The organism is Streptomyces sp. NPDC088747, assembly GCF_044751025.1.
Lineage (GTDB): Bacteria > Actinomycetota > Actinomycetes > Streptomycetales > Streptomycetaceae > Streptomyces.
Map to the genome: position 1 here is coordinate 1 of NZ_JBIVKZ010000015.1, position 17615 is coordinate 17615.

Annotated in this window: 11 protein-coding genes and 2 pseudogenes; 7 read left to right on the top strand and 6 right to left on the bottom strand. The window is 72.9% G+C overall.

Features of this window, described 5'->3' with window-relative positions:
- From ACIP79_RS30020 to ACIP79_RS30040, 5 genes and pseudogenes are all read right to left on the bottom strand, one after another.
- A pseudogene (locus ACIP79_RS30020) lies at nt 1-354 on the bottom strand (pyridine nucleotide-disulfide oxidoreductase); the annotation flags it as partial.
- Nucleotides 355-449: 95 nt separating this feature from the next.
- Nucleotides 450-1667 (bottom strand): MAB_1171c family putative transporter, encoded by a 1218-nt coding sequence (locus ACIP79_RS30025; RefSeq protein ID WP_401228153.1) that lies wholly within the window; start codon nt 1665-1667, stop codon nt 450-452.
- Between the two features lie 6 nt (nt 1668-1673).
- Nucleotides 1674-2279: a toxin-antitoxin system, toxin component gene (locus tag ACIP79_RS30030; protein WP_401228154.1), complete on the bottom strand. Its 606-nt coding sequence runs from the start codon at nt 2277-2279 to the stop codon at nt 1674-1676.
- Nucleotides 2276-2434, bottom strand: coding sequence for a hypothetical protein (locus ACIP79_RS30035; protein ID WP_401228156.1), 159 nt, complete (start codon nt 2432-2434; stop codon nt 2276-2278). The genes ACIP79_RS30030 and ACIP79_RS30035 overlap by 4 nt, the downstream gene beginning before the upstream one ends.
- A 164-nt stretch (nt 2435-2598) precedes the next feature.
- A complete protein-coding gene (locus ACIP79_RS30040; RefSeq protein WP_401228157.1) occupies nt 2599-4119 on the bottom strand; it encodes an oxidoreductase in 1521 nt (506 codons plus the stop codon).
- Nucleotides 4120-4212: 93 nt separating this feature from the next.
- On the opposite strand from ACIP79_RS30040, the pseudogene ACIP79_RS30045 reads away from it, so the two are divergent.
- The 3 genes and pseudogenes from ACIP79_RS30045 to ACIP79_RS30055 all read left to right on the top strand — a co-directional run.
- A pseudogene (locus tag ACIP79_RS30045) lies at nt 4213-4575 on the top strand (AMP-binding protein); the annotation flags it as partial.
- Between the two features lie 333 nt (nt 4576-4908).
- Nucleotides 4909-6327, top strand: coding sequence for an AMP-binding protein (locus tag ACIP79_RS30050; RefSeq protein WP_401228455.1), 1419 nt, complete (start codon nt 4909-4911; stop codon nt 6325-6327).
- The gene (locus ACIP79_RS30055; RefSeq protein WP_401228159.1) at nt 6320-7651 is read left to right on the top strand and encodes a carboxyl transferase domain-containing protein; all 1332 of its coding nucleotides are present in this window, start codon (nt 6320-6322) and stop codon (nt 7649-7651) included. The genes ACIP79_RS30050 and ACIP79_RS30055 overlap by 8 nt, the downstream gene beginning before the upstream one ends.
- Before the next feature lie 73 nt (nt 7652-7724).
- Here ACIP79_RS30055 and ACIP79_RS30060 read toward each other — a convergent pair whose 3' ends face one another.
- Nucleotides 7725-11372 carry a S8 family serine peptidase gene (locus ACIP79_RS30060; RefSeq protein WP_401228457.1) on the bottom strand — a complete coding sequence of 1216 codons (3648 nt, stop codon included), beginning with the start codon at nt 11370-11372 and terminating at the stop codon, nt 7725-7727.
- A 157-nt stretch (nt 11373-11529) separates the two neighbouring features.
- On the opposite strand from ACIP79_RS30060, the gene ACIP79_RS30065 reads away from it, so the two are divergent.
- From ACIP79_RS30065 to fxsBH, 4 genes are all read left to right on the top strand, one after another.
- A complete protein-coding gene (locus tag ACIP79_RS30065; protein WP_401228161.1) occupies nt 11530-11790 on the top strand; it encodes a hypothetical protein in 261 nt (86 codons plus the stop codon).
- Between the two features lie 143 nt (nt 11791-11933).
- A complete protein-coding gene (locus ACIP79_RS30070; protein ID WP_383680342.1) occupies nt 11934-12971 on the top strand; it encodes a rod shape-determining protein in 1038 nt (345 codons plus the stop codon).
- Nucleotides 12972-12995: 24 nt separating this feature from the next.
- Complete coding sequence (locus tag ACIP79_RS30075; RefSeq protein WP_401228163.1) at nt 12996-14606, top strand: GAF domain-containing protein; 1611 nt, start codon at nt 12996-12998, stop codon at nt 14604-14606.
- A gap of 558 nt (nt 14607-15164) precedes the next feature.
- The gene (fxsBH, locus tag ACIP79_RS30080) at nt 15165-17354 is read left to right on the top strand and encodes a radical SAM/SPASM protein FxsBH, inactivated beta-hydroxylase extension form (protein WP_401228165.1); all 2190 of its coding nucleotides are present in this window, start codon (nt 15165-15167) and stop codon (nt 17352-17354) included.
- The last annotated feature ends 261 nt before the right edge of the window (nt 17355-17615 follow it).

Consider the following 17615-nt stretch of genomic DNA (forward strand, 5'->3'; position numbering starts at 1 on the left):
CTCGACGAGCCGGATCCGGTCGTCCGCGAGGACCTGCGCGCGGACGGTCGCGTCGAGGAGGTCGCGGCTGCCGAGGATCATGTAGTGGGACTCGTTCCAGCGGCGGAACCAGCCGTGCGGCGACAGCGCGACCATGTCGGTGGTGAGCGCCAGGCGGTGTGCCCCGGCCTCGGCGAGCCGTGCGGTGAAGCCGGGGAGGAGTTCCTCGATCGCCCGCGCGCCGCCGGACCACAGTCCGTGCGGATGCTGGGCCTGGGGCAGGCTCCTACGGGGCTCCGGGCCCTCGGGCAGCGCGTCGCGCTCGACGATCGTGACGAGGTCCGCGGACTCGGCGAGTGCGCGGGCCGCGAGCATGCCGGCGAGGCTGCCGCCGAGGACCACGGCGGACCTCACGGGCCGTGCGCCACCGGGCCGTTCGCTCAGGGGACCGGCGCTCGGGGTACTCGTACTCATGTGGCTGGCACGCTCTCTGCAGCGGCGGCCGCTCGCTCGCGGACCGCCCGGATGTCTTCGGTGTGGCGGAGAGCCCGGGACACGTCCTCGATCCCCTCCAGCAGTCTCTCCATGTCGGTGCTGTCGAGGGGGAAGCCGGCGTCACTCTCCCGGGACCGTCGCCTGGACTCGATGGCGTCCTGGATCACCACGACCCGGGCCAGCGTTCTCGCCCGGTCGGCGTCCCTGCCCAGGCCGAGGGCCGCGTCGTACGCCCGTCGGCCCAGATCCTCGTCGACGTACCGGCCAAGACGCAGCAGCGCGTCCCTGATGAACGTCTCGCGGCGCGTCAGCCGCAGTTCGGGGGTGGACCGGAGCTTGAAGGGCACGCTCTCGCCCGTGCCGGCGCGCACCAGTTCGTACAGGGGCCGCAGCCGCCGGTGGCCGCGCCGGGTGCGGCCGCGGCGGTGCAGGTACTCGCCCGCGTACGGGAAGACGAAGCCCGCCGCGATCAGGACGGCGGACACGCAGACGACCGGCGGCGCCAGGTGGGTGCTCAGCCAGTCCAGGTCGTGGCCGGTCCAGCGGGCGAGGACCGCCGTGAGTTTGGTGGCGGCGAACAGCAGATTCGTGGCGTAGCCGGCGCCCAGCAGTTTGAGGCCGCCGCGCAGCCACACGTCGAGGTTCCCGGTGCGGATCCAGCTCCAGATGAGTCTGGAGGTGATCAGACAGGCGACGGTGTGCGCGAGGAGGTAGAGGACGATCTCCTCGCGCATGAAGAGCGTGGTGGCGTAGTACGTGTCGAGGTCCCGCGGCCTCTCGGTCTCGACGTCGGCGAGCGCGAAGAGCACCCACAGCGCGACGATGACGGCCGAGTAGCCGGTGATCACCCAGCGCATGGCCCGGCGGGTGGCGGGCGAGCGGTCGGAGACGCCGTTGCGCCAGGCGATGATCAGCAGCAGGCAGGCCCCGGAGAACGCGGTGATGAGGCTGTAGACCAGCGGTGCCGAGATGTTCGGCACGCCGGTGACGCGGTTGGTCCAGGCGACGGTCGGCGGCGCCGCGAAGACGAAGATGGCGCAGGCCAGCGCCAGCAGGCCGCCGACGGCCCGGAGGAAGGGGTCCCGCCAGAGTTTGACGATGCTGGGCAGCTTGACCGCCAGGGCGGCGGTGAGGACGACCACCGGCAGCCAGAAGGCGAGGTAGGGCCCGGCGAGGAAACGGAAGGGGGTCATCGCCGGTCAGTCCCGGGGGCCGCGATAGCCCAGCGACGCCTGGATGGCCCGCCCGACGGGGTCGGCGGGCCCCTGCCGCTCGGCGCCGGGACCGGTCACCCACGAGCGGAACACGCTCGCCAGGTGCAGTCCGAAGTCCTCCGCCTCGGCCTCGTGACCGGCGTGGGATCCGTTGCGGGCGGCGACGGTGAGGGCGATCTCCTGCCAGGCGGCGCCGTGGGAGAGGGCGCTGGCGGCGGCGGTGGCGTCGACGTGCCGGTTGTGGTGGCCCTGCCGCATGTGCCACAACTCGTGTCCCAGTATGACCAGTTGCTGCACCGTCTCGGCGCGCTCCTCGATGACGACGAGGTCGAAGTCGTGGAACTCCATCCACAGTCCGGTGACCTCGAACTCGTCGGGGAAGCGCTCGAAGCGGAGCTGCACGGGACGGCCGTCGCGGCGCCCGCTCACCTCCTCGCACAGGGCGCGGGCCAACTCCCGTACGTCGACCGGGGTGTCGACCCTCCTGCGCAGCGCGCGGCCGAGATCCACCGCGAGACGCCGCATCTCGGAGTCGGCTCCGGCGGGCCGCAGCGCCGCCGTGAAGGCGCGGATCCGGCGGCCGAGGCTCATCGCCGCCCGCCGTTCTCTACGTGGCCGTTCTCTACGTGGCCGTTCTCGACGGAGTTGGTCCCGGCGTCGCTGCTCTCGGCGCGGTCCGGGCGCTCCCGGGCGATCCGCGCGTCGGAACGCGCGAGGGTCTCGGCAGGAGGCGGGGACTCACTCACCAAGGGGCTCCCGGCAGTTGACTCGTCAAGTTCTCGCACTGGCGCCGAGACTACGTGGCCGGGTCGGGGCGGCGCCACGGTTTCCGTACGATACTTCCTGGCCAGGGGTGTCCGGGCTTCCTGGCCGGGGGTATCCGGACTTCCTGGCCGGGGGTGTCCGGCCGCTACCCCCTGTTCACCGTGCGGGTCACGCCCGCGAGCACGGCCGTGGTGAGCACCCAGCCGGCGGCAATCAGCCCGTACGCCAGCCACTGCGGGCCGGTGTCCGCCCAGTACCAGTTCGTCCGCTGGCCGAGGCCGCCGATGGGAATCAGCAGGTCGAGCGTGTAGACGAACGGCTGGAACGGGGCTCCTCCGTTCCCCTCGACCTGAGTGGGGTCATGGGCCGTGAAGACCAGCGTGCCGAGCAGGACCAGTGAGAGGAGCCAGGCGCCGGCCAGCCACGGCCGGTAGCCGTATCCCACGGTGGCGTCCAGGACGTGTCCCCAGGCGCGTCCGGCCGGGCTCAGGGTGCGGCGCCGGTGCCGTTGTTTCGCCAGGAGCACCCGGCGGGCGTCGTCGTCATGGCCCACCCGCCGGTAGCAGTCGGCGAGTTGCTCGTAGGGCTGGGGGCTGTAGCCGGGGCTTCTGCCGATCCATTCCACCCGGCGGACCACGCCTTCCCGGCGGCCCACCGCCTCGGGCCGCCGCCCCGCGCCGGTCATCTCGATGGCGCCGTAGACGAAGCCGTCGAGTTCCACCACGTCGGGCCAGCTGTGCTCGTTCTCGTGGAGGAAGGAGACCTGGGCGCCCCGCACGTCGATCGCGCCGGTGGGCGGTTCGGCGAGGGACAGGTCGAGGTCGGTGGCCTGCGCCTGGAGGCAGACCAGGGAGGGTTCCGCCGCGCCGTCGCGCGCGCCCTTCAGCCGGGCCCGCGCGAAGTTCAGGTTGTCGGAGATCCGGGCGCCCCGCAGCCGTACGGTGCCCTCCGCGGTGAACCCCTCCGACAGGTCGAGCGTCGACGCCGTCACGCTGTCCGCGGCCAGTGCGACCCCGTCGGGGCTGCTGATCCGCGCCCCCCGCATGAACAGACCGCCGGGCAACTGCGCGCCCGGCAGCCGCACTCCGCCCCGCGTGGTGAGGTTCGTGCAGAAGACGCCGCTCTCCATGACCAGGCCGCCCGCGAACACGGCCCACTTCCCGTCGGCGGCTATCCGTGCCCCGTTGAGGCTCAACTCCCCCACCACATGGGCGTTGACGAGCGAGAGGCGCCCGCCTTCCAGCACCGAGCGCTTCAGGTCGAACCGGCCCTGGACGCGGGCGAGTCCGGCCTCGATGCCGGGCAGCCGGCTGTCCTTGACGCCGATCGTCCGGGTCGACGCCCCGTACAGGCTCAACGGCTCCTCGATGAAGCAGTGTTCGAGCCAGAGGACATGGTTGATCTCCGCGCCGTCGAGGTCGAGCGGGCCGGTGATCCGTGCGCCGGTGAGGCGCAGGGACGCGACGGCGGCGGACGGCTCGGGGTTGCCGCCCAGCAGCAGCGCGGCCAGTACGGCGGCCCTGACCGTGCGGTCGGCGCCCCACCGGTCGCCGCGCGCCGGATCGTCGGCCTCGGCCTCGCCGGTGCGCAGATCCACCGGCCGGCCCTCGGGAAAGGCGTCCCACACCCGGCGCTCCGGGGGCGTCAAATCGATGTCTGGCAGCACACGGGCACAGTAACGATCGACTCCGCGGGACGGTGAATCCGTACGGCGACTCGTGCGGACGGTTTCCGCCGCGCTGGTGTAGGAACAGTTCAGATGGTGCCCGCACGCTCGCATGCCCGCAGACAGTCCCCGGCTTCCGCGCGAAGCCGCCTACGACCAGGAGTACGCGTGACCTTCCTCTTTCCGGCCCTGGTGGGCGGCTCGGTCGCGGAACGGCCCGCGCTGCGGTTCGGCGAACGGTCCCTGACGTACGCGGAGCTCGCCGACGCGGCGGGGGGTCTGGCGGGCCGGCTCGACGGGGCCGGGCGGGTCGCCGTCTGGGCGACGCCGACCCTGGAGACCGCCGTCGCCGTGGTCGCCGCACTGCTCGCCGGCGTGCCCGCCGTGCCGCTCAACCCCAAGTCCGGCGAGAGCGAACTGGGCCACATCCTGACCGACAGCCGACCGTCGGTGGTGCTGGTGGAAGCGGGAGTGGAACTCCCCGACTCCCTGCGGGGGTTGGAGCGCATCGACGTGGAGGTGCGGGCGGGGGACGGTGGGGATCGGCGGGGCGCCCGGGGGGCTGGGGAGGACGTGGGGGGCTCCGGGGGGCCGGAGGGCTCGGGGGTATCGGGGGGCTCTGGGGGCTCTGGGGGTCTGGAGAGTCCGGGGGTTTCCGGAGGCCCGGGGAGCCGGGGGGATTCGGGAGGCCCGGAGAGCCCGGAGGTTTCCGGAGGCCCGGAGGTTTCCGGAGGCCCGGAGGTTTCCGGAGGCCCGGAGGTTTCCGGAGGCCCTGGGGGTCCGGGAACCCTGGAGGCTTTGGGGCGGCCGGGGTTGTCGGTGAGCCCGAAGGCTCCGGGCGCCCTGGAGGTTCCGGGGCGCTCGGGAGTATCGGGACGCCCGGAGTCCCCGGAGTCGGAGGTCCCGGGAAGCCCGGCGAACCCGGAGGTTCCCGGAGGCGCGGGGTCTCCCGAAGCCCCGGAGGCTTTGGGGCGCCCGGGGTTGTCGGTAAGCCCGGAGGTTCCGGGAGCCCCGGAGGTTACGGGACGCCCGGGAGTATCGGGACGCCCGGAGTCCCCGGCGTCGGAGGTCCCGGAGTCCCCGGCGTCGGAGTCCCCGGAGGCCCCGGAGTTCCCCGACGGCGCCGCCGCCCTCGTCGTCTACACCTCCGGTACCACCGGCCCTCCGAAGGGTGCCGTCATCCCGCGTCGGGCGATCGCGGCGACGCTCGACGCGCTGGCCGACGCGTGGCGGTGGACCGGTGACGACGTTCTGGTGCACGGGCTGCCGTTGTTCCATGTGCACGGGCTGATCCTGGGCGTGCTGGGGCCGCTGCGGCGCGGCGGATCGCTGCGGCATCTGGGGCGGTTCAGCGCGGAGGGCGTGGCGCGGGAGCTGAACGACGGCGCCACGATGCTGTTCGGGGTGCCGACGATGTACCACCGGCTCGCGGAGGCCCTGGAGGAGGACGTGGAGCTGGCGAAGGCGCTCGGCCGGGCCCGGCTCCTGGTGTCCGGGTCCGCCGCGCTGCCCGTGCACGACCACCGGCGGATCACGGCCGCGACCGGACGGCGGGTCATCGAGCGGTACGGCATGACGGAGACCCTCATGAACACCAGCGTGCGGGTGGACGGCGAGCCCCGGCCCGGCACCGTCGGCGTACCGCTGCCCGGCGTCGGGCTGCGGCTCGTCGAGGAGGACGGATCGACGATCGCCGCGTACGACACCGACGGCGTCCCCACCGGCGCGCACGACGGAGTCAGCGTGGGCGAGATCCAGGTCCGCGGACCGAACCTCTTCACCGAGTACCTGAACCGGCCCGACGCCACGGCGGACGCCTTCACCGAGGACGGCTGGTTCCGCACCGGCGACATGGCGGTCCTCGACGCCGACGGACACGTCCGCATCGTCGGCCGCAGGGCCACCGACCTGATCAAGAGCGGCGGCTACAAGATCGGCGCCGGGGAGATCGAGAACGCGCTCCTGGAACACCCCGCCGTGAAGGAGGCGGCCGTCACGGGCGAGCCCGACGACGATCTCGGCGAGCGGGTGGTGGCCTGGGTGGTACCCGAGGGCGCCCCCGGCCCCGCACTCGGCGACGAGCTCGCGGACCACGTGGCCCGCAGCCTCGCCCCGCACAAGCGCCCACGTGTCGTGCGCTTCCTGGACACCCTGCCCCGCAACGACATGGGCAAGATCCTGAAGCGGGCGCTGACGGCGAATGACTGAGCGCCGCACCGCCCGCGAGACAGTCGCCCTCGTCACGGACGGCGAGTTCGCCGAACTGACCGTCCCCGTCGCACACTTCGAGCCCGACGGCCCGCTGTCCTGGCAGGGGTACGACGACTCCCGCGCCCGCGCCGCCGCCCGCACCGGCGAGGACGAGTCCGTCGTCTGCGGCCGCGCCACCATCGGCGGCACCCCCGCCGTAGTGATCGCCTTCGAGTTCGGCTTCCTCGGCGGTTCGCTCGGCGAGCGCACCGGCGACCGGCTGGAGGCGGCGTACAGCCAGGCGCGCGAGCACCGCCTCCCGCTCGTCTCGCTCGTCGCGACCGGCGGCAGCCGGATGCAGGAGGGCATGCTCGCCCTCACCCAACTCCAGCGGGTGGCGGGGCAGTCGGCGCTCAACCGGGAGGCGGGGCTGGCGCAGATCGCCGTACTGCGGGATCCGACGACGGGCGGCGGCTGGGCCACCCTGGGCGCCGGCGCCGACGTGACCCTGGCGCTGCCGGGCGCCCAGGTGGGCTTCGCGGGCTCCCGGGTCCGCCCGCCCGACGCGGACCCGGCCGCGTACACGGCTGAGGCGCAGGTGTCGGCGGGGGCGCTGGACGCGGTCGTACCGCCCGAGGAGCTGAGGGAGACGCTGGCGCGCTGGCTGGAGCTGCTCACCGGCCCCTCGGCGGGAGCCGCGCCGCCACCGGCCGCCCTCGGCGCGCCCGGCCTGCCCGCCACCGGCTGGGACGCCGTCCGCAACGCCCGCTCCCCGCAACGCCCGCGCGCCCTGGCCTACTTGGACGCCTACTTCACCCAACGGTCGCAGATCAGCGGCGACCGCTGCGGCGGCACCGACCCCGGCATGCTGTGCGGTTTCGGCTCGCACGAGGGGCGGACCGTCGCGTACGCCGCCCAGTGCGGGACGGCCACCCGCCCCGCCGGTTACCGCACCGCCGCCCGCCTGATCCGCCTGGCGGGCCGGCTCGGCGTCCCGGTGCTGACCCTGGTGGACACCCCGGGTGCCGCGAACGACGCCGAGGCGGAGCGGCTGGGCGCGGGCCCGGCGATCGCGGACCTGTTCGCCGCCGTGGCCACCGCCCGTACGCCGGTCACCACGCTGCTGATCGGCGAGGGCGGCTCGGGCGGCGCCCTCGCGCTCGCCGCGCCCGGCAACACCTGGGCCACGCCGGACAGTTACTTCTCGGTCATCGCACCGGAGCTCGCGGCCGCGATCCTCAAGCGCCCCGCCGGTGAGGTGCGGGCCACGGCGGACCAGCTCCGCATCCGGCCGCAGGACCTGCTGGACCTCGGGCTCGTCCGGGGCATCGTGAGCGCGTAGGGCGGCGCCGGCTCCCCCTCCCAAGGGGAGCCGACGCCACCGGTACGAAGGGCCCTTCGGCCCGCGGGGCCGCTTACCGCACGCCCACCGCCCGGATGATCTCCTGGCTGACCGAGCCGCCCCGGTCGTCCTTCGCGGACGCCCGCAGGGACACGAACCCGGCGTCGCGCGGCACGTTCAGCACGCCCTTCCAGGAGGAGCCGCGTCCGGTCAGCGGGACCGCCCGCCAGGTCTTCCCGTCGTCATAGGACACTTCGAGCCGCCCGCCGCCGATGACCCCGGTGTCCGGCGCGCCCTTCACGTACTCGGCGTGGATGCCCACCGGCACCCGCCCGCCCCCGCGTATCCCACCCGCGAGGTCGGTGTCGACGTCGTAGCCGAGGTTGAGGAGCGGCAGGAAGGTCCAGCGGTCCTCCGGGGTGGCCGCCGACCTGAAGGTCCACTCGGTGTGGCCCCGGGTGGACAGCTTCCAGCGGTCCGCGTCCAGCGTCGTGTCCGTGACGACCTTGTAGGCGTGCTCGTCGGCGGGCGCGTCCCAGACGTAGGCGGCCGAGCCGAGGTTCCGGTCGACCAGTGAACCGTCCTGGTACACCTCGGTGAACTGGGTCATCCCCTTGTCCCCGCTCCACACGTCGCCGAAGCCGGTGTGGTCGGGTCCCGAGTCGCCCCAGCCCGGGGTGTTCAACTGGATCTGGTTGCCCTGGCGTTGCTGCCCCCAGCCGAGCCCCGTGCCGAGCCAGGGATGCCAGACGGGCTTGAACCAGTCGAGGTCCGGGCGGGTGCCGCCGCGGTACGAGATCACCCCGCTGCGCTCCTCCAGGGCGCTCTCCCCGAGGTCCACGGACTCGTGCCAGAGCTGCCCGGCGCCGGTGGAGACGTAGTCGGTCCGCTCGGCGGGGTAGTCGATCCGCTCCTTGAAACCGACCCCGATGGGGAAGGTGTCGGTGATCGAGTAGCGGAACTCGCCGCCGGAGACGGCCTCGGCGCCCTTCGCCGCGTGGAACCTGGTGTCGATGGCGGCGAGTTCACGACCGCGCGGCTCGTATGTCAGGTCACCGCGTGGGATCACGCCCGCGTGTCCCTCCGAAAGGTCGTACACATAGGGCGTGTTGAGCGTCCCCGTCATGTCGACGCTCCGGGCGGCCCGCAACCGTGCCGCGTCCGCCGTGTCGACCGTGGCGACCTGAAGGGGCCGGTCGGCGTAGTCGGCGGTCCCGAACCAGGCGTTGAGGCGTCCCGCGGCCCCGTCGGTCACGAACAGCGCCTCGGCGCCCGCGTCCTGGGCGGCCTGGGCGAGCGCGACCGGGTCGGCGCCCTCGGCGAGCCGCGCGAGGACGGCCTTGCCGCGCACGCCGGTGAAGGGGCCTTCCCCGACGTCGACCAGCGGCAGTCTGCCGCGTCCCTCGGTCAGTGTGGTGCCCGGCTGGACGACCGTCTCGCGAACGCCCTTGACCTCCAGGAGCGGCTTCCCGAGCCGCCACACGGTCCGGTACTCGAAGCTTCCCCGGGTGACCTTCGGGGTCGGCGCGGCGAAGATGCTGTCGTACTTCACCGGCACCTGTACGGCGCCGAAGAGGTCGGCGCCGCCCGCGTTGCGGTCGTACTCCATCAGCAGCTGACGGGTCGCGGTGCGCCGGTCGACCTTCGCCCTGATCTCGGTCAGTTTCCGTCCGTCGAGGGTGATCTCGCGGTCCTGGTCGAGGGTGACCTCGGGTGCCGTGAGGAAGCCGAGCCCGAGCGAGTCGGCGCCGTGGCTGCCGCGCACGTCGAGGAAGGTGTCCACGCTGTACGTGCCCGGCGGCAGCCGGAGTTCGAGGGTGCCGGAGTCGCCGACCGCGGCCGGGGACGGGTAGGCGTCCTGGGCGAGTCGCTGGACGACGAGGTCGGCGGCGGTTCCGGCGCCGTCACGGTCCAGGACGTGCACGGTGAGTGTGTACCGCTCCTCCTCCTTGACCAGCCCGAACACGGTGTGTGCGACGGGCGTGCCGGCCGCGGAGGCGACGATCTGCCCGGACGTGTTGCCGACGGCCGCCTTCGCGCCGTCGCCCGTCACCGTGGTGGACGCCGTCCCGTGCGCGGGCACGGTGAGCGTGGAGTCGGCGAGGGTCGCGACACCGTCGGGCGCGCCCTGCACGGCGAGACTCAACTCGACGTCCGTATCGGAGGAGTTGGCGTAGGTCACCGTCCTCGTGACGGGCTCGCTCGCCTCGTAGGGCCAGCTGTGGAAGCCGAGGTCCGCGCTGCCGGTGGCGGTGACCGCCGCGTCGATCGCGTCCGGCACGCTCACGCGCCCGGAGCCCAGCACATAGGCGGACGCGTCGAGTTGCCGCGACGTGGACATCAGCGCGTCCTTGAGCCGCGCGCCGGTCCAGTCGGGGTGCTTCTCGGCGAGCAGCGCGGCCACCCCCGCGACATGCGGTGTCGCCATCGACGTACCGCTCATGCTCGTGTAGTAGCCGTCCCCGTCGGTGAGTTGCGAACGTGCGGCGAGGATGTCGACGCCCGGTGCGGAGAGGTCGGGCTTGAGCGCGTTGTCGCCGAGGCGCGGGCCCGCGCTGGTGAAGTAGGCCGCCTGGTCCGCGGCGTCCACCGCGCCGATGGCCAGGGAGGAGTCGGCGGCGGCCGGTGAACCGATGGAGGAGGGGGCACCGGTGTTGCCCGCGGCGATGACGAAGAGGGCTCCGGTCTCCGCGGACAGCGTGTCGACCGCCTCGGCCATGGGGTCGGTGCCGTCGCTGGCCTCGGAGGAGCCGAGGCTCATGGAGATCACCCGGGCGCCCACGTCACGCGCGGCCCACTCCATGCCGGCGATGATCTGCGACTCGCTGCCCGAACCCTGGTCGCTGAGGACCTTGCCGACGGCGAGCGTGGCCCCGGGCGCGACCCCCTTCTCCAGCCCCTCGGAGGCCGCGCCGCTGCCGCCCACCGTCGAAGTGACGTGCGTGCCGTGGCCGTTGCGGTCGGCGACCTCCTCGCCCTCGATGAAGCTCTTCGTCGCCGAGACGCGTCCGGCGAGGTCGGGATGACCGACGTCGACGCCCGTGTCGAGGACGGCGACCGTGACGCCCTTCCCGGTGAGCCCGGCCTCCCAGGCCCGCGCCGTACCGATCTGCGCGTTGCTCTCCGCCATGTCGGCGGTGACGCGGCCGTCGAGCCACACCTTCTCGATGCCGTCCTGGGCGGTCAGCGCCTGCCAGAACGTCCGCCCCTTGTCGGCGTCGAGGGCGGCGCCCCCGATGCTCGGCAGCGCCCGCGTCCGCTCGGCGCCGCGCGGGGTGAGGGACCTGGCCTTCTTCTCGTACGTCACGATCAGCGGCAGCTCGGCCGTCCTGCGGTCGGTCAGCCCCTGCCGGATCAGCTCGCTCACGTCGAACAGCCGCCGGTCGAGGGTGCCCGCCCGCAGATACGGCAGGGCCTCGTCCGGTACGACGGTGACGGTGCCGTTCGCCACCTGGGTGCGCACCGCGCCGGTGGCACCCTCGGGGCGCTCGACGGTGACCGTCTTCCTCCCGCCGCCGAGGTCGGTGACGGTCACCTTGTCGCCGGTGACGAGTGTGACGGTGCGGGCGTTGTCCACCGTCCGGGCCCCGTTGTCCGCCGCGGCCGCCGACTGCCCGGATCCGGTCTCCGCCGCGGCCGCCGACTGCCCGGCGGGCAGCAGGGCGATCACGAGCCCGGCCGACAACAGTGCCGCCCCGCGTCTCGCTGGTCCTCTGGTCATCATCGCCCTTTCCTCCTCGACGTCATGCCGTGGTGCTGCGAAGAGTGTCGGTGGGCTTGTGTTTCGCGGGAGTTGACAGAACCTGGCGGAAAGACGCCCTGGCGGCTACCCGCCAGAACAGAGTCGACCTCACCGAGCGCCGCACACCGCCTTCGAGGTGTCCCGGTCGAGCCCGCCGACGTACGGGAACGCCTCCTCGACCACCCACTTCGTGCGGGAGGGTGGCCGCATCACCCGGCGCCACCCGTTGCGCCGTGCCGCGGCGGCCGAGCACGCGGTCCACGAGGGGCTGCGCGGACGGCCGGTGCCGGGTCTGTCGGTGACCTGCGCAGTACGGCTCGCGCCGGAGGCGAAGCCGTCCTTTACTGCCTGGGCGCGGAGACCGACCCCGAAACGGCGGGACCGGCGCGGTCCCTGACGGCCCCGCCGCCAAGACCACCCGTCCAGCGGCACCCCACCCGGCCCCCCACAGAAGGCGACACCCCGTCAGCGACCGCACGATGCGAGAGAGGACCGCCGTCCGGCGGAACCCCTCGGTCTGCGCTCTCGGGAGGATCTGCCATGACCGACAGTCTGGAGCAGTTGCGCCGCTGCCACTTCGCCGTCGATCTGGGCGCGGCGAGGACCCGTGTGTACGTGAAGGGCGCGGGGCTGGTCGTCGACCAGCCGAGCGTCGCCGCGATCAACACGAAGACCGGCGCGCTGATCGCGGTCGGCGAGTTCGCGGAGAAGATGACGGGGCGTACCCCCGACTACATCCGGGTCGTCCGGCCGGTGTCCGGCGGCACGGTCGTCGACATCGAGATGGCGCAGCGGATGCTGCGGCAGCTGCTCGGTGACAAGGTCCGCCGCACCCTGCGCCGCAAGCCCCGGCTGCGGGCGGCGGCCTGCACGCCGCACGACGCGGACCCGCTGGCCCAGCGCGCCGCGATCGAGACGCTCGTCGGACTGGGCGCGCGACGGGTCGAACTCGTCGACACGCTGATCGCCGCCGCCGTGGGATGCGGACTGCCGGTGGAACGGCCCGAGGCCACCATGATCATGGTGTGCGGGGCCGCCGCGACCCAGCTCGCCGTGCTCTCGCTCGGCTCGATCGTCACCGCCGAGCGCATCCCGGTGGGCGGCGAGGCCGTCGACCACGCGATCGTGCAGCACCTGCGCCACCAGCACGAGCTGATGCTGCCGAGTCAGGCCGTACGCCCGCTGCAGCTCGCGCTCTCCGGCAACGGACTCACCCCGCACGGCCCGGCGTCCACGGAGATCCACGGGCGGGACGTGGCGACCGGCCTCGCGCGTTCCGTGCGCGTCGACACCGCCGCCGTACGCGATGCCATCCAGACCCCGCTGACCGCCGTGCTCGACGGCATCGGCAAGGTGCTGCGCGCGTGCCCGCCGGATCTGGTGGCCGACCTCGCCGACCGCGGGATCATGATGGTCGGCGGCAGCGCCCTGCTCCCCGGGCTCGACCAGATGCTGCGGCACGCGACGGGCATGCCGGTGCACATCGCGGAACGGCCCGACGTCTGTGCCGTCCAGGGGCTCGGATACATGCTGGAGGGCAGGATCGAACCGCTGGTCCTGGACCCGCTGGCGGACTGACGATCCGGCGTCGGGGAGGCCCGCGTGAACGATCCCGTGCCCGGCCTCCCGCCGCTCCTCGAAGCCGTCCTCGGCGTCGGCACCGACCTCGAACTGCGGGTCACGCTCCAGCACATCGTGGACAGCGCCGCCGAGCTGACGGACGCCGGGTACGCGGCGCTGAGCCTGGCCGACCCGGGGCACGACGGGCTGGTGGGGATCCGTACGGCGGGTGACTCGCCGAAGTCGCCGGAGCCACCGGAGTCGCCGGAGTCGCCGGAGCCATCCGAGTCGCCGGTGTCGCCGAAGTCGCCCGAGTCACCGCCCGAGCCGTCTCCGGACGAGGGCGGGGCGGGTACCTCCCTCGGCGTCCCCATCCGGGTCGACGACGAGGTGTTCGGCACCCTCCATCTCGACGGGAAGAGGACGGGCGGCCGGTTCACCCAGCACGACGAGCAGCTGCTGCACCTGCTGGCCACCCAGGCGGGCATCGCGATCGGCAACGCCCGGCTCTACGAGACGGCCCGGCAGCGCGAGCGCTGGATCGAGGGCGCGGCGGCGGTCACCACCGCGCTGCTCACCGGGAAGAGCGCCGCCGAGGCCCTGATGACGGTCGCCGAACGGGCCCGGGTCCTCGCCGACGCGGCGGCCGGCGTCATCCTCCAGGCCACCCCCGAGGGCGGCATGGAGATCGTCATCGCCTCCACCCTCGACGACCCCGGCGACATCGTCGGCACCGTCATCGAGCCGGGCAGCCCCGTCCTCGTACAACTCCTGGGCGGGGAGCCCGTGTACATCGAGGACTCGGCCACCGACCCGCGCATGACCACCCACGTCCGGGCCCGCTTCGGACCGAGCATGATGCTCCCCCTCCAGGCCGACGGCCGCCTCATCGGCACGCTCGCCCTCCCCCGCCGGCGCGGCGACCGGCTCTACACCTCGGTGGAGCGCCTGCTCGCCACCCAGTTCGCCTCGCAGGCCGCGCTGGCACTGGTCCTCGCGGACGCCCAGCACCGCCGCGAGCGGCTCGCCGTCTACGAGGACCGCGACCGGATCGCCCGCGATCTGCACGACCTGGTCGTGCAACGGCTGTTCGCCACGGGAATGATGCTGGAGTCGACCCAGCGCCGCACCACGGCCGCCGGTGCCGGGCCCCCTGCCGGAACAGGAACCGACGACACCGGCACAGGCGCGGACACCGGCACCGGCACAGACGCCGACGCCGGCACCGAGGACGTACACGCCACCCTCGGACGCGCCGTCGACGCGTTGCAGTCCACCATCCAGGAGGTCCGCACCGCGATCTTCGCCCTCCAGCAGCCGCCCGCGGACGCTCCCACCAGCTTCCGCGGCAAGGTCCTGCGCGAGACGGCGGGCGCGGCGGCCACCCTCGGCTTCCAGCCGTCCGTCCACTTCACCGGCCCCGTGGAGAACCGCGTCACGGAGCCCGTCGCCGGCCACCTGCTCACCGCCCTGCGCCGCAAACTGGCCGCCGCGTCCCACCGCTCCGGGGTCTCCCGCGTCCAGATCACCGTGGACGCGGCGACCACCCTCCCAGGCGGCCGCCCCGGCCTGCTGCTGACCGTGTACGACGACGGCGCGAGGGACGACGGCGAGGGCGGCGGTACGACGGTCACGTGGCGGTCACCGCTTTGAGCAACCGGCACCCGCCGAACGCACGTCTCCCCGTTCGGGCCACCGCGCGAGCCCCGCGCCCCGGATTCAGTCTGTCGGGCCCTCTCCGATTGCAAAAACCGCAGCCTGCCACTAAGCAGGAACACAGACAACTCCGGTGTCCGGTCCAGCCCATATCCACCCGGACTCCAGGCCCCAACTGCTACTCTCCGCCTCAGCACCTGCCCCTCTTAACGAAAGCCCGAGACAAATGAACCTTTCGGTGATGCCGGCGACGCACAACTCCGCCACGTCCAGGCCCCTCCGCCGGCCGCACACCCCCCTGTCGGCCATCGACCCGATGGGGACTGCCGCCGTAAGGTCAGCCGGACGAGTGACGGACATCCCCGGACGCCGTCCGGTCAGGCCGATCACGTTCGACTCGGCGCTGTAGGGCAGACAGACTTCGACCAGGGCGCGCCAGGCGGCTCAGCACCCCCGCCAGGTGCGCCCTTGTCGTGCGCCGGAGCCATCAACGCCCTGGAGATGTAAGGGAGTTCACGGTACGCGCGACCCCTTGGCGCCACTATCGTTTCCCGGGTGAAGCTGCAACAGCTCGTCCTCAAGATCCATAGCAGATGCGATCTCGCCTGCGACCACTGCTATGTCTACGAGCACGCCGATCAGAGCTGGCAAGGGCGCCCCACCGTCATTTCCGAGGAAACGCTCAGGAAAGTCGCCCAGCGATTCGCGGCATATGCCGAATCGCATAAACTGCCTTCTGTTTCGGTGATCCTTCACGGCGGTGAACCCCTTCTGGTGGGTCCGGCCCGTATGCGAGACATCTGTGCGGAACTCACACGCACTATCTCTCCGGTCACCAAGCTCAATCTTCATATCCACACCAATGCGGTGCAGCTGAACGCCCGCCATCTCGAAGTGTTCAAGGAATTCGGCGTCCGGGTCAGCGTCTCGCTCGACGGCGACCGGGTGGCCAACGACCGGCACCGCCGCGACCGCAGGCAGCGCAGCAGCTACGACCGGGTGGTGCGCGCGGTCAACCTGCTGCGGACCCCGGAGTACCGGCACCTCTACAGCGGCCTGCTGTGCACCGTGGACGTGGCCAACGATCCGGTCGCGGTGCACGACGCCCTGGTCTCCCTGCGGCCGCCTCGCATCGACTACCTGCTCCCGCACTCCACCTGGGACAACCCGCCGCCCAGGCCCGCCGCCTCACCCGCCGCGTACGCCGACTGGCTGCTGCGGATCTTCGACCGCTGGGACCATCAGGGTCGTACGGTGTCGGTGCGGACCTTCGAGTCGGTCCTCAGCACCCTGCGGGGCGGCCCGAGCCTGACGGAGGCGATGGGCCTGGCCCCCAGCGATCTCGCGGTCGTGGAGACCGACGGCAGCTTCGAGCAGGCGGACTCGCTGAAGACGGCCTACGACGGTGCCCCCGCGACCGGCTATCACGCCTTCCGGCACAGCTTCGAGGAGTTCGCGCAGCACCCCGGCGTACGCGCGCGCCAGCTGGGTCTCGCGGGTGTCAGTGAGACCTGCCGCGGCTGCCCGGTGATCGAGTCGTGCGGCGGCGGCCTCTACGCGCACCGGTACAGCAGCGGCCGTGGCTTCGACAACCCGTCCGCCTTCTGTGCGGACCTGCGGGCCTTCGTCGACGGTGTCGCCGAGCGGATCACCGAGCACGCGCTCAGCCCGGCCGTCCACAGCGGGGAGGAGCTCCACTTCGCCCAGGGCGAGTCGATCCGGCACTGGCTCTCGCGCGTCGCGGCCATGCACGCCGGAGAGCCGGACTGGGACGAGGTGTGGCGGGCCTTCCTGAACCTGGACGGCATGGCGGGTGTCGCGCCGTACGTCGACGAGATCCTCGCCCATCCCTACCTGTACACCACGCTGAAGAGCTGCCTGCACGACCGCGTCACCACTGCGGCGCCGCTCGGCTCGGCGATCACGGCGGTCGCCGTCCGCGCGCGGGCCGACGTCAAGCTCGCCTGGGACCAGGACGAGCCGGGGCTGCACCTGCCGACGCTGGGGACGCTGACGCTCCCGAAGCCCGGCCGGGTCGAGGTCACGGTGAACTCGGGCCGCCTGCATGTGCGCACCGAGGACGGCGCGGAGTTCTCGCCCGAGGGCGCCCCGGCCGCCTGGCGGCCCCTCCGCTCCCTGGACCTCGGCGACGGCACCCCCCTGCTCATCGACGACGCCGACCCGCTCCGCGACTGCTTCCCGGTCCCCGTCGCCGCCCCTCTGGACGCCGACGACCTGGCACGGTTCACCGAACGGCTGCGTGCGGCACAGGAGTTGACGGCCGAGGGCGGACCCGGCGGAGTCGACGACGTCAACGCCCTGCTCACCACCACGGTCACCCCGCTGGTGGCGGGCTCAGGGGTGCGGCTCGGCGCCCACGGGCTGGGCGCGCTGGGGGTGGCCGTCGACTTCGAGCCGGCCGAGCTCGTCCGTGAACTGCCGCGGATCGGGCGGCTGGCCCGGCTCACCGCGCTTCGGGAGACGGTCGATCTGAACGTGCCGGGCAACCGGGCCGGGCGGCTGCTCGACGAGGCGAGCCGTGCGCTCGGCGACGCCGCGTTCCACGAGGGCGAGGCGACGGAGCGGGCCGCCGCACTGGAGCGGGCGAGCCGCGCCCTGGATCAGCTGACGGCTCTCCCGGAGCGGCAACTCACCGAGAACGGCGCCGCGTTGGCTGCCGAGATGCGTGCCGAGTCGGCCCGCTGGAGCGAGCACGGGGTGTTCCCACGGGCCACATCTTCCTGATGTGGCCCGGCAAGACGGGGAGTTCGGCACGATCGGGGGCCGACCGCCGAATGATCTCGTGAAGGAACGGGAAAATGGCGGAGAAAGTGGTGCTGCTCCTCGGGATACGGGAACGCCGTCGGCCTGACGATGGTCCAGATGTCTGGTTATCGCCAGGGTTTGACGTGAAAGAGGCGACCCGTAGGCGCCGACGGTCGGGAAGATTGTGGGCTCCGGTCGGCCGACGTCCCGTAGGGGCCGCCCGTCCACAGGCAGGGGGGC

Excerpts from the sequence above, each read along its gene's own strand:
- ACIP79_RS30030 (WP_401228154.1), bottom strand. The coding sequence starts at position 2,279 with ATGAGCCTCGGCCGCCGGATCCGCGCCTTCACGGCGGCGCTGCGGCCC.
- ACIP79_RS30055 (WP_401228159.1), top strand. The coding sequence starts at position 6,320 with ATGACTGAGCGCCGCACCGCCCGCGAGACAGTCGCCCTCGTCACGGAC.
- ACIP79_RS30070 (WP_383680342.1), top strand. The coding sequence starts at position 11,934 with ATGACCGACAGTCTGGAGCAGTTGCGCCGCTGCCACTTCGCCGTCGAT.
- ACIP79_RS30025 (WP_401228153.1), bottom strand. The coding sequence starts at position 1,667 with ATGACCCCCTTCCGTTTCCTCGCCGGGCCCTACCTCGCCTTCTGGCTG.
- ACIP79_RS30060 (WP_401228457.1), bottom strand. The coding sequence starts at position 11,372 with ATGACCAGAGGACCAGCGAGACGCGGGGCGGCACTGTTGTCGGCCGGG.